At 71.7% G+C, this 11259-nt stretch carries 11 protein-coding genes; 9 read left to right on the top strand and 2 right to left on the bottom strand.

Annotated elements, in window-relative coordinates:
• Nucleotides 1-50 precede the first annotated feature (50 nt).
• The 3 genes from ASF40_RS18650 to ASF40_RS18640 all read left to right on the top strand — a co-directional run bounded on the left by ASF40_RS18650 (nt 51) and on the right by ASF40_RS18640 (nt 3127).
• Nucleotides 51-1223, top strand: coding sequence for an acyl-CoA dehydrogenase family protein (locus tag ASF40_RS18650; RefSeq protein WP_056371912.1), 1173 nt, complete (start codon nt 51-53; stop codon nt 1221-1223).
• Nucleotides 1224-1248: 25 nt separating this feature from the next.
• Nucleotides 1249-2148 (top strand): 3-hydroxyisobutyrate dehydrogenase, encoded by a 900-nt coding sequence (gene mmsB, locus ASF40_RS18645; RefSeq protein ID WP_056371910.1) that lies wholly within the window; start codon nt 1249-1251, stop codon nt 2146-2148.
• A 187-nt stretch (nt 2149-2335) separates the two neighbouring features.
• Nucleotides 2336-3127, top strand: coding sequence for an enoyl-CoA hydratase-related protein (locus ASF40_RS18640; RefSeq protein ID WP_056371908.1), 792 nt, complete (start codon nt 2336-2338; stop codon nt 3125-3127).
• A gap of 141 nt (nt 3128-3268) precedes the next feature.
• Here the strand turns inward: ASF40_RS18640 and ASF40_RS18635 are convergent, their stop codons facing one another.
• Nucleotides 3269-3805 carry a MarR family winged helix-turn-helix transcriptional regulator gene (locus tag ASF40_RS18635; RefSeq protein ID WP_056371906.1) on the bottom strand — a complete coding sequence of 179 codons (537 nt, stop codon included), beginning with the start codon at nt 3803-3805 and terminating at the stop codon, nt 3269-3271.
• 180 nt (nt 3806-3985) lie between these two features.
• On the opposite strand from ASF40_RS18635, the gene ASF40_RS18630 reads away from it, so the two are divergent.
• From ASF40_RS18630 to ASF40_RS18620, 3 genes are read left to right on the top strand one after another with little or no spacing between them, the layout of a single operon-like run.
• Complete coding sequence (locus ASF40_RS18630) at nt 3986-4762, top strand: electron transfer flavoprotein subunit beta/FixA family protein (protein ID WP_056371904.1); 777 nt, start codon at nt 3986-3988, stop codon at nt 4760-4762.
• Between the two features lie 10 nt (nt 4763-4772).
• A complete protein-coding gene (locus ASF40_RS18625; protein ID WP_056372068.1) occupies nt 4773-5738 on the top strand; it encodes an electron transfer flavoprotein subunit alpha/FixB family protein in 966 nt (321 codons plus the stop codon).
• A gap of 6 nt (nt 5739-5744) precedes the next feature.
• Nucleotides 5745-7463, top strand: a complete 1719-nt coding sequence (locus tag ASF40_RS18620; RefSeq protein WP_056371902.1) for a cytochrome b/b6 domain-containing protein — start codon at nt 5745-5747, stop codon at nt 7461-7463.
• 10 nt (nt 7464-7473) lie between these two features.
• On the opposite strand, the gene ASF40_RS18615 is transcribed toward ASF40_RS18620, so the two are convergent.
• Entirely contained in the window at nt 7474-8154 is a 681-nt protein-coding gene (locus tag ASF40_RS18615; protein WP_056371900.1) for a pentapeptide repeat-containing protein, read from the bottom strand.
• A gap of 233 nt (nt 8155-8387) precedes the next feature.
• Here ASF40_RS18615 and ASF40_RS18610 point away from each other — a divergent pair, with 233 nt between their 5' ends.
• Genes ASF40_RS18610 through ASF40_RS18600 form a run of 3 tightly spaced genes read left to right on the top strand, consistent with a single transcriptional unit; the run spans nt 8388 to nt 11202 of the window.
• Nucleotides 8388-9653, top strand: coding sequence for a sensor histidine kinase (locus ASF40_RS18610; RefSeq protein ID WP_056371898.1), 1266 nt, complete (start codon nt 8388-8390; stop codon nt 9651-9653).
• Entirely contained in the window at nt 9641-10351 is a 711-nt protein-coding gene (locus tag ASF40_RS18605; protein WP_056371896.1) for a response regulator, read from the top strand. The genes ASF40_RS18610 and ASF40_RS18605 overlap by 13 nt, the downstream gene beginning before the upstream one ends.
• Nucleotides 10348-11202, top strand: coding sequence for a DUF4097 family beta strand repeat-containing protein (locus ASF40_RS18600; protein WP_056371894.1), 855 nt, complete (start codon nt 10348-10350; stop codon nt 11200-11202). The genes ASF40_RS18605 and ASF40_RS18600 overlap by 4 nt, the downstream gene beginning before the upstream one ends.
• Nucleotides 11203-11259 lie beyond the last annotated feature (57 nt).

The raw sequence follows: 11259 nt of genomic DNA, 5'->3' as shown, positions 1-11259 counted from the left end.
ATTCTGGAAGTCGTGACGAAGCCGTCACCCTGACTCACCGGAGAGACGTAATGGACGCCACCCCTGTCCCCGTGCTCGCTCCCGTCGCCATCAGCGAGGACGAGCGCGCCGCCATCATCGAAGCCGTGCGCGATTTCGCGCAGTCCGAACTCGCGCCGCACGCGCTGGAGTGGGACAGGGCATCGCACTTCCCTCGCGAGACGCTGGGTCTCGGCGGCGAGCTCGGTCTCGGCGGCATCTACGTCCGCGAGGATGTCGGGGGCTCGGGCCTTTCGCGCTCCGATGCGGCCGCGATCTTCGAGGAGCTGGCGAAGGGCGACCCCGCCATCGCCGCCTACATCTCGATCCACAACATGGTGGCGTGGATGATCGACACGTACGCCACCGACGCTCAGCGCCAGGAGTGGCTTCCGCTCCTGACCTCGATGCAGGGCTTCGGCAGCTACTGCCTCACCGAGCCGGGTGCAGGGTCCGACGCCGCCGCGATCGCCACGAGCGCGATCCGGTCGGGCGACGAGTACGTGCTGACCGGAGTCAAGCAGTTCATCTCCGGCGGGGGCGAGGCATCCGTCTACATCGTCATGGCCCGCACGGATGCCGATGCCGGCGCCCGCGGCATCACCGCGTTCCTCGTGCCGGCCGAGACCGCCGGGCTGTCGTTCGGGCAGCTCGAGCACAAGATGGGCTGGAACGCCCAGCCGACGCGGCAGGTGATCCTCGACGAGGTGCGCGTGCCCGTCGCGAACATCCTCGGCGGCGAGGGCCAGGGGTTCAAGATCGCGATGTCGGCGCTCGACGGCGGCCGCATCAACATCGCCGCGTGCTCGCTGGGCGGCGCGCAGTGGGCCCTCGACCGCGCGGTGACCTACGTGCACGAGCGCTTCACGTTCGGCGAGCCGCTCGCCGAGAAGCAGGCCGTGGTGTTCGCGCTCGCCGACATGGCCACCGAGCTGCGCGCGGCGCGGGCGTTGGTGCGCGATGCCGCCGCCGCCCTCGACGCGAAGGCACCCGACGCCTCCATGCAGTGCGCGATGGCCAAGCGGTTCGCCACGGACGCAGGCTTCACCGTCGCGAACCAGGCGCTGCAGCTGCACGGCGGCTACGGTTACCTCCACGAGTACGGGATCGAGAAGGTGGTGCGCGATCTGCGTGTGCATCAGATCCTGGAGGGGACGAACGAGATCATGCGCGTGATCATCGGCCGCCAGCTGCTCGCGCACTGACGATCTCAGGACGAGGAGGTCCGACATGAAGGTCGCATTCCTGGGGCTCGGCCATATGGGCCTGCCCATGGCGCGGAATCTCGCCGGCAGCGGACACGAGGTCGTCGGCTTCGACGTCTTCCCCGCCGCGGTCGACGCGGCGCGCGAGGCGGGGCTGACCGTCGCGGATTCGGGGACGGATGCCGCCACCGCCGCGGACGTCGTCATCACGATGTTCCAGACCGGCGCGCAGGTGCTCGAGGCCTATCGGGGCTCCGGCGGGGCACCGGGACTCCTCGGGGTCGCAGCATCCGGAGCGCTGTTCATCGACTGCTCGACGATCGCCGTGGACGAGGCGCGCGCCGCGCACGCGCTCGCCGAGGCCGCCGGGCACCGCTCGCTCGACGCCCCGGTGTCGGGCGGGGTCGTCGGCGCCGAGAACGCCACGCTCGCGTTCATGGTCGGCGGCACGGACGTCGACTTCGAGGCGGCACGGCCCCTCCTCGAGGCGATGGGCCGCCGCGTCGTGCACTGCGGAGGTGCCGGGCTCGGCCAGGCCGCGAAGGTCTGCAACAACATGATCCTCGCGGTGTCGCAGATCGCGGTGGCCGAGGCGTTCGTGCTGGGGGAGCGGCTGGGACTGTCGCACCAGGCCCTCTTCGACGTCGCGTCGAACGCGTCGGGCCAGTGCTGGGCGCTGACGACGAACTGCCCCGTGCCGGGTCCGGTGCCGACGAGTCCCGCGAACCGCGACTACCAGCCGGGCTTCGCGGGCGCCCTCATGAACAAGGACCTGGGGCTCGCCGAGCAGGCGATCGAGCTCACCGGGGTGGATGCCCGCATGGGCATGCTCGCGCGCGAGATCTACGCCCACTACGCGGACGGCCCCGGCGCGGGCCAGGACTTCTCCGGCATCATCAACTCGATCCGCGAGTTCTCAGACTGACCCCCGCCCCCTGCCCCCCGCGGTCGCTTCTGCGGTGCCGCCCGCTCAGTACGGGGCCCGCCGTCGGCGCCCGAATGCGTTCTCCGCTCCGCAGTCAGTTTGTGCGTCGACATCCAAAGAACACCCGCACGAAGTGACTGCGGAGCCGAGGCTTTACGATCAGGACGACTCAACCGAAGGAGCAGAGATGACCGAGGACCGGGCGACCGAGTACGAGACGATCCTCGTCGAAACGCGAGGCCGGGTCGGGTGGATCACCCTCAACCGGCCGGAGGCGCTCAACGCGCTCAACTCGCAGGTGTGCCGCGACGTCGTGGCCGCGGCATCCGTCTTCGATGCCGACGAGGGGATCGGCGCGATCGTCGTGACCGGCTCGGAGCGCGCGTTCGCCGCGGGCGCCGACATCAAGGAGATGGAGTCCAAGAACGGGCTCGAGATGCTGATGGGCGACCACTTCGGCGGCTGGACGCAGTTCGCCGCCGTGCGCACGCCGGTGATCGCGGCCGTCTCGGGCTACGCGCTCGGCGGCGGGTGCGAGCTCGCGATGATGTGCGACATCATCCTCGCGGCCGACACCGCGAAGTTCGGGCAGCCCGAGATCAACCTCGGCGTGATCCCCGGCATGGGCGGCTCGCAGCGCCTCATCCGCGCGGTCGGCTACTACAAGGCCGCCGAGCTCATCCTCACGGGACGGATGATGGATGCTGCGGAAGCCGAGCGGTCGGGACTCGCCTCGCGCGTCGTGCCCGCGGCCGACCTGCTCGCCGAGGCGCAGAAGACCGCTGAGGCGATCGCGTTGAAGAGCCTCCCGTCGCTGTACGCCGCGAAGGCCGTGCTGGACGCCGCGCTGGAGACCCCGATGGCCGAGGGGCTGCGCCTCGAGAAGCACGTGTTCGCGAGTCTCTTCGACACCGAGGACCAGAAGGAGGGCATGGCCGCCTTCCGCGAGAAGCGCGCCCCGGAGTTCAAGGGGCGCTGATGTGGCTCCGACATCCCGGTCATTGAGCGATCTTGCGAGTCGAATCGCCTCGAGCTCGCGGACTGTGCCGGGTTCGGGGCGTTTCGTCTCGCTCGTTCCTCGCTCGCTCGACGACCGGCGGTCGGGCTCTCGATCGCCCGGTCAGAGGGGGTCGGGCTGAGGACGGGGCTCGGTGAAGTCGCCGGCGTCCTTGCGGAATCGCGCGATGATCCGCACGAGCTCGGTCGTGTCGGCGTCGGTGAGCCCGGGATCCTCGAAGACCTCGGTGTTGAGGGCTGTGGTCGCGCGCTCCACGATCTCGCGCCCGGTGTCGGTGAGCACGAGCATCGCCGCGCGGCCGTCGCCGGGGTGCGGCTCGCGCGAGACGAGACCGTCGCGGGCCAGGCGGTCGACGGTGTTCGTGACGCTGGTCGGGTGCACCTGCAGGCGGGCGATGGCGCTGGCCATCGGCATCCGTCCCTCCCTCGTGAAGCCGAGCAGGCGCAGCATCTCGTACCGCGCGAACGACAGGCCGAACGGCTTCAGAGCGGTGTCGATGCGCGCGAACAGCAGCTGCTGCGCGCGGATGATCGAGGTCACGGCGGTCATGCCCGCGGCGGCGTCCTCCCAGCCATGGGCGATCCACTGGCGCTTGGCTTCGGCGATCGGGTCGACCGGAAGACGCTTGGGTGCTGCCATGTCGACCTCCTCGCTCCACCGTACCGGTCGACCAGGCTGACAACGGACACGCGGATGCCGCGAAACGGCGGCTTATGTATACACACGGCGGGCAACGGGTCGGTCATCGCCGGTTCATTTCGCGGGATTGGGTACATTGCGGCGCGAGCCATAGACTCGTGCCCAGCGTGAGGAGATCGTATGAAGATCGTCGTCCTGGTCAAGGAAGTCCCGGATACCTATGGGGATCGCAAGCTGTCGCTCGAGACCGGCCTGGCCGATCGCGGCGCGAGCGAGACGGTGCTCGACGAGATCGGTGAGCGGGCGCTCGAGGTGGCCCTGTCGTACGCCGACAAGACGCCGGACACCGAGGTGGTCGTGCTCTCGATGACGCCGGAGTCGTCGGCGGCGACGGTGCGCAAGGGGCTCGCGATGGGCGCCGCGTCGGCCGTGCAGGTCGTCGACGAGGGACTGCTCGGCGCCGACCTGGGACTCACCGCCGAGGTGCTCGCCGCGGCGCTGCAGCGCACCGGGTTCGACCTGGTGATCGGCGGCAACCTGTCGACCGACGGGGTGGGCGGGATCATCCCCGCGATGGTGGCCGAGATCCTCGACGTGCCGTCGGCGACGTACCTCAGCTCCGTCGAGATCCGTGACGGCGAGGTGCTCGGCGCGCGCGCCTCGGACGGGGCGACGCTGCAGGTGACGGCGGCGCTCCCGGCGGTGATCTCGATCACCGAGGCGCTGCCCGACGCGCGCTTCCCCAACTTCAAGGGCATCATGGCGGCGAAGAAGAAGCCGTTCGAGACCCTGTCGCTCGCCGAGCTCGAGATCGATCCGCACGATCCGGGTGCGTCGCGGTCGATCGTGATCGCGCTCAGTGAGAAGCCGCCGCGCGAGGCCGGCGTCAAGATCGTCGACGAGGGGGACGCGGGCCAGAAGCTCGCGGACTTCCTCATCCAGAACAGGCTCGCGTGAGGTGGCACCCATGACGTTCGCAGATGACTCGATCCTGGTCCTCCTCGACACCACGCCGTCGGGCGGGCTCGCCAAGACGGCGGCCGAGCTGCTGGGCGCGGCCGCCTCGGTGGGCACGCCGGTCGCAGTGCTCGTCGGCGATGGGGCGTTGGCGGCGGATGCTGCCGCCCTCGGCGCCGCGTCGGTGCTGGTCGCGCCGGCCGGCGAGGGCCTGTCGGTCCCGCGGGTGGACGCGCTGACGGAGGCCGCCGACCTGGTGCGCCCGGACGCGATCCTGGTGGCGAACTCGGTGGAGGGCCGCGAGGTCGCCGGCCGATACGCCGCCCGCACCCGTTCGGGCGTCGCGGTGGATGCCGTCGGCGTCTCGCGCGACGCGGAAGGCGTCGTCGCGCACCACTCGGTCTACGGTGGCGCGTACAACGTCGACTCGGCCGTCACGTGGGGTGCGCCGGTCATCACGATCCGGCAGGGCTCGATCGACGCCCGCGCCGACGCGGTCGCCGGGGTCGAGGCGGAGCCGCTCGAGGTGCGCGCCTCGAGCCGTCGCGCCGCGACCGTGACCTCGGTCGACGAGGCCGTGGTGTCGTCGACGCGCCCCGAGCTGCGCGGCGCGGCGAAGGTGGTGTCGGGTGGGCGCGGACTCGGGTCCGGCGAGAAGTTCGAACTCGTCGAGCAGCTGGCCGACGCGCTCGGCGCCGCGATCGGCGCGTCGCGTGCGGCCGTCGACGCCGGCTACGTGCCGTACTCCTACCAGGTCGGGCAGACCGGCGTCTCGGTGTCGCCGCAGCTGTACGTCGCGCTCGGAATCTCGGGCGCGATCCAGCACAAGGCCGGCATGCAGACCGCGAAGACCATCGTCGCGATCAACAAGGACGCCGACGCCCCGATCTTCGAGATCGCGGACTTCGGCGTGGTCGGCGACCTGTTCACGGTCGTGCCGCAGCTGATCGCCGCGCTCGAGGCGAAGAAGGCGTAACCCGGTATGGCGACGTTCGGTTCCTCGGTGCGCCGCGGCCTGCCACGCGTGCCCGGCGGCGAGCCCTGGCCGCCCGCCGGCGCCGCGCCCGGCGCGAACGGCAACGGCGCGGGGCCGGCAGCCGAGGTCGCCGCCGCCCAGGTGGCGCAGCAAGGGAATTCGGATTCCTCGACCCCGCGCGTCGCGGCCCTCGGTCATCCAGTTCCGCAGTCGGTTCTGGCGGGTGCGCAGGAAGATGCCGCGCCGAAGGTGACTGCGGAACCGCGGGATGCGGTCACGCTGCGCCGGGGTCTGCCGCGCGTGCCCGGTGGAGAGCCCTGGCCGCCCGCCGGGGAAGCGCCCGTGGTTCCGCAGTCGCTTGCGGCGGGTGCCGAGACGGATCATGCACCAGAAGTGACTGCGGAACAGCTGGGGCCCGACTCGACGGCGGTGCCGCAGCGAGTGCCGGCCACCACGCGCGCTGCGGGACCGGGATCAGCTGCGACCGCGGGCGGCGACGGTGCCACGGCACTGCGGCGCGGTCTGCCCCGCGTCGCAGGCGGCGAGCCGTGGCCGCCGGCCTCCGTCGCCCCTCCCCGTTCCTCGCTCGTTGAGCGAGCGAGGAACGAGCGAGTCGAAACGCCCCGGGCCGACGAGCAGCCCGAGGCGGGCGACGTTTCGGCGCCGGGCGCGGGAGCACCTCACGCTCAACGACCGGCGACCGCGACGGGCGTGCCGCTGACGCAGCCGCTGCCGTTCCGGCGCACGGTGTGGGCCGGTGCCACCGCCAAGACCCATAGCGCGGCGAAGGCGGAGCCGAAGCGGATCGGACCGTTCACCCGTGGCCAGTGGGCCGGCGCGGTGATCGTCGGCGGCGCCGGACTGCTGTACGCGGCCGGCATGGCGGTCTTCGCGGTGCGCTGGCTGCTGTCGACCGAGTGGGGCGTGGACTTCCTCGCGGCCTACCCGGGCGAGTACCACCTGCCCGAGGGAGCGCCGGTCGGCATCCCGGCGTGGCTCGGGTGGCAGCACTTCTTCAACGTGTTCCTGATGGTGCTGATCATCCGCACCGGACTGCAGGTGCGCACCGAGAAGCGGCCGAGCGTGTTCTGGTCGCCGCGCAGCAACGGCCGGCGCAAGATGAGCCTGAACCTCTGGTTCCACCAGTCGCTCGACATCCTGTGGATCGTCAACGGCGTGATCTTCGTGGTGCTGCTGTTCGTGACCGGACAATGGATGAAGATCGTGCCCACGTCGTGGGCGGTGTTCCCCAACGCGGTCTCGGCGGCGCTGCAGTACGTGTCGCTGGACTGGCCGACCGAGAACGGGTGGGTGAACTACAACTCGCTGCAGCAGCTGGCCTACTTCGCCACCGTGTTCCTCGCCGCACCCCTCGCGATCGCGACGGGGGTGCGGATGAGCCACGTCTGGCCGAAGAACGCGACCGGGCTGAACAAGGCGTACCCGGTGGAGTGGGCGCGCGCCGTGCACTTCCCCGTGATGCTCTACTTCGTGGTCTTCATCGCGGTGCACGTGTTCCTGGTGTTCGCGACCGGGGCGCTGCGCAACCTCAACCACATGTACGCGGCGCAGGGCTCGACGGATCCGAACGCGTACGCAGACAACTGGACCGGATTCTGGTTCTTCGTCGCATCCCTCGTCGTGATCGCCGCCGCCTGGGTGGCCGCGCGGCCGCTCGTGCTGGCGCCGATCGCCCGCCTGTTCGGCAAGGTCTCCGGCCGCTGACGCGACCGGGCTACTCGACGACGATGCCGGCGAGGTCTGCGAGGGCGGGCGCCATGAGCTGCAGCTGCTCGGGCGAGATCGTCGCGCCGCGGAGGCCCGCCATCCCGACGATCTGACCGAGGTCGGCCCCGCGCAGGTCGACGTCGGTGAGCCGGGCGCCGCTGGCGTTCATCGTGCCGATGCGGGCGCCGTCGAACGCGACGCGGCGGGCCGAGGCATCCAGCAGGTCGATCTCGTCGATGGTGCAGTCGACGAAGGCGACGTCGAGCAGCTCGGCCCCGCGGAGGTTCACGTAGCCGAGTTTGCAACGGGTGAATCGGATGCCTCGCCAGGCCACGTCGTAGGCCTCGACGGAGCCGAACCGGCTGTCGCGGAGCTCGACATCGCGCCAGCCGCCGCGTGCGGCCGAGACCGCGGGCACGTTGGCGCCGGCGAAGACGGACTCGACCAGGTGGGCGCCGCGGAGCGCCCATGTTCCGAGATCGAGGCCGTCGAACCGGCACGCCTCGACGGTGGCGCCCGACTCGAGCTGCCAGGCGTCGCGGGCGATGCCCGAGTACACGACACCGTCGAGGCGCCCGGCGTCGAGCATCTCGTCGTCGCCGGGATCGAGCGCGCCCAGCGACGATTCGTCGAAGTCGAAGGAGGGAGGCTGGGTGCCCTGGGTCTTGCGGGATCTGGCAGCTGGCATCGCCGCAACCTTAGCCCGTGCCGCCGACGCCCGCCCGCGGAGGTGTGTCGCTTCGGGTCTGGGGCGCGCCGCGTGCATTCGGGGCGCGCGGCACGCGCCCCGAGCGGACGTCGTGCGCCCCGAACTCCACAGCGATCCGTCCCGAGGCGGCTCTGGGGAGGGGGGATAACCCGAAGAGAAGTCTCCGGGTGCCTCGGGCGCGCGGCGCGGCGCGCGCGCCTAACTTTGGTGACATGACCTCCTCGGACTCTCCTCCCGTCCGCCCGGTGACGCGGCCGGCCCAGGTGGCGGGCGCCATCGCGCAGCTCGCGGCCCTCGGCGTCGTCGGCGCCGCGGCCTTCTCCCTCCTCTTCACGCTGCTCGGCGTCGGCATCGGCCTGGTGTTCGTGATCGGCATCGGCCTGGTGGTGCTCGTCGGGCTCGTCTACGTGCTCTTCGCGCTCGGCTGGCTCGAGACCGAGCGCGTCGAGGGGCTCTACCGGTTCGGGCTTGCGCGGCTGCGTCCGCGGACCAGCGGCCGCCCCGGCTTCGGCGGGTTCCTGCGTACGATCTGGATGCAGGCGATCGATCCCGGCACGTGGCGCGCGATCGCGAACCTCGCGATCGCGACGATCCTCGGGTGGGTCGTCGTGGCCCTCGCCGGACTCCTGGTCTCGGGCGCCGTCCTCGTGTTCGCGCCGCTGTTCGCCGACGCGAGCGCCGTGCGGCTCGCGCGCACCGGCATCGAGGTGCCCCTCGCGTGGGCGGTCCCCGTGGGCATCTTCGCGGCGCTCTTCTCGGCCGCCGCGCTCATCGGACTCGGCGTGCTGCACGGCATCATCGCGCGGGCGATCATGGTGCCCTCGCGCGAGGCCCAGCTCGCCGCCGCGGCACGCATGTCGAGCCAGCAGCACGCCGGCGCGGTCCGCGCCGCCGACGTCGAGCGCACGCGCATCGAACGCGACCTCCACGACGGCGTCCAGCCGCGACTGGTCTCGGTCGGCATGACCCTCGGGCTCGCGCAGCAGAAGATCGACGCCGACCCCGAGGCGGCCAAGGAGCTGATCTCCGAGGCGCACACCTCGACGAAGGCGGCCATCACGGAACTGCGGCAGCTGGCCCGCGGCATCCACACCTCCGTCCTCGACGATCGCGGTCTCGACGCCGCCATCTCGGCCCTCGTCGCGCGGTCGGTGGTGCCCGTGCACACCGATGTGCGCCTGGACGGCCGCTGCAGCCGTGACACCGAGGCCGCCGCCTACTTCGTGATCGCCGAGGCCCTCACCAACGCCGCCAAGCACTCGCGGGCGACCGAGGTGCGCGTGGTCGCGCGACTGCGGGCGCCCGGGACGCTCTGGGCCCGCGTCGAAGACAACGGCGTGGGCGGCGCGCGGGTCATCCCCGGCGGCGGCCTCGACGGCATCGTCAACCGCGTCCTCGCGGCCGGCGGCGAGGCCCGCATCGACAGCCCCGCCGGCGGTCCGACGAGCGTGGAGGTGAGCATCCCGTGCGCATCCTGATCTGCGAGGACTCGGCGCTGCTGCGCGCCGGCCTGGTGCGGGTGCTCGAGGACTCCGGCCACGAGGTGGTCGCCGCCCTTCCCGACGCGTCGCGGCTCGACGAGACCGTCGACGAGACGGCGCCCGACCTGTGCATCCTCGACGTGCGGCTTCCGCCCACGTGGGTCGACGAGGGCATCCGCGCGGCCCTGTCGCTGCGGGCGCGCCTGCCCCAGCTCGCGGTGCTCGTGCTCTCGCAGTACGTCGAGGAGCGCTACGCCGCAGACCTGATCTCGTCCAGCGGCGGAGCCCTCGGCTACCTCCTGAAGGACCGCGTGGCCGACGTCACCGACTTCCTCGAGGCGATCGAGCGCATCGCGGCCGGTGCCACGGTGCTCGACCCCGAGGTGGTCGCGCAGCTGCTCAGCCGCAGGACGAGGGACGAACGGATGCTGCGCCTCACCGAACGCGAGGCCTCGGTGCTCGCGCTCATCGCGGAAGGACGCTCCAACCAGGCCATCGCCAAGACGCTGCACGTCACTGAGGGCAGTGTCGAGAAGCACATCACCGCGGTCTTCCAGAAGCTGGACCTCGAACCCGACGAATCGGGCAACCGGCGCGTGCTCGCCGCGATCGCCCACCTCGAGCACGGCGGCCCGACGCCGCCGGCTCCCCCCACACCCAGCGGCCGTGGGCCGCAGACAGGAACGAACCGATGAGCACGACCCTGACCCCTCCTCCCGTGGTGCCGGGCACCCCCGCCGAGCCGCCGCGGCCCTCCTCTGGAGGATCGCGCGCCGTCGCGATCGTCGTGATCGTGCTGGGCGGCATCGTGCTGCTGGGCGCGGCGATCTCGGCCGCCGTCGGGACCATCGCCTCGGCCTCGGTCCACACCTCCACCCGCACGGCCGACGCCGCCGGCGTCGAGGAACTCGACGTCGACGCCGCGGCCGGCACGCTGCGCGTCGAGTTCTCGGACGTGCGGGAAGCCGAGCTCGAGGTGACGAGCTCATGGGGCGCCGGAGACTGGAGGCTCGAGCGCGACGGCGACACGCTGCAGGTCTCGTCGCCCGACCGCGACTGGTTCGGCTGGCGCGGATGGTTCGGCGACGGGGGAGCGGATGCCGTGCTGCGGCTGCCGGCGTCGCTGGAAGGACTGGACGCCGACATCTCGCTGGCGGCCGGCGAGTTCGTGACCGACGGCGAGTTCGGCCAGCTGGACCTCTCGCTCGCGGCCGGCTCGTTCGACGTGACGGGATCGGCGGAGTCGCTCAGCGCGGACGTCAGCGCCGGACGCGGAACGCTCGAGCTCGACGGCGTGCGCGAAGCCGACCTCACCGTGAGCGCGGGCTCGCTCGACGCGACCCTGACCGGCACCGCGCCGGACGCGGTCGAGCTCGACGTGAGCGCCGGTTCGCTGCGGCTCACGGTGCCCGAGGGCGAGTACGACGTGCGCGCGGAGGTCTCGGCCGGTCAGTTCGACAACAGCATCGGCTCGACGCCTGGCGCGTCCCGCACGATCGACGTGCAGGTCTCCGCGGGCCAGGCCGTGCTCAAGTCCGGGAGCTGACCGCCCCGCATCGAAGTCCGGGAGCTGACCGCCCGCACTCCTTCCGACCCGTCGTCG

Source organism: Microbacterium sp. Leaf288 (assembly GCF_001422925.1).
Taxonomy (GTDB): Bacteria; Actinomycetota; Actinomycetes; order Actinomycetales; family Microbacteriaceae; genus Microbacterium.
The sequence above is the reverse complement of the archived record's forward strand: the minus strand, read 5'-3'. Positions and strand labels throughout refer to the sequence as shown.

Excerpts from the sequence above, each read along its gene's own strand:
- ASF40_RS18625 (WP_056372068.1), top strand. The coding sequence starts at position 4,773 with ATGACGTTCGCAGATGACTCGATCCTGGTCCTCCTCGACACCACGCCG.
- ASF40_RS18650 (WP_056371912.1), top strand. The coding sequence starts at position 51 with ATGGACGCCACCCCTGTCCCCGTGCTCGCTCCCGTCGCCATCAGCGAG.
- ASF40_RS18620 (WP_056371902.1), top strand. The coding sequence starts at position 5,745 with ATGGCGACGTTCGGTTCCTCGGTGCGCCGCGGCCTGCCACGCGTGCCC.
- ASF40_RS18615 (WP_056371900.1), bottom strand. The coding sequence starts at position 8,154 with ATGCCAGCTGCCAGATCCCGCAAGACCCAGGGCACCCAGCCTCCCTCC.
- ASF40_RS18635 (WP_056371906.1), bottom strand. The coding sequence starts at position 3,805 with ATGGCAGCACCCAAGCGTCTTCCGGTCGACCCGATCGCCGAAGCCAAG.
- ASF40_RS18630 (WP_056371904.1), top strand. The coding sequence starts at position 3,986 with ATGAAGATCGTCGTCCTGGTCAAGGAAGTCCCGGATACCTATGGGGAT.
- mmsB (WP_056371910.1), top strand. The coding sequence starts at position 1,249 with ATGAAGGTCGCATTCCTGGGGCTCGGCCATATGGGCCTGCCCATGGCG.
- ASF40_RS18640 (WP_056371908.1), top strand. The coding sequence starts at position 2,336 with ATGACCGAGGACCGGGCGACCGAGTACGAGACGATCCTCGTCGAAACG.
- ASF40_RS18610 (WP_056371898.1), top strand. The coding sequence starts at position 8,388 with ATGACCTCCTCGGACTCTCCTCCCGTCCGCCCGGTGACGCGGCCGGCC.
- ASF40_RS18600 (WP_056371894.1), top strand. The coding sequence starts at position 10,348 with ATGAGCACGACCCTGACCCCTCCTCCCGTGGTGCCGGGCACCCCCGCC.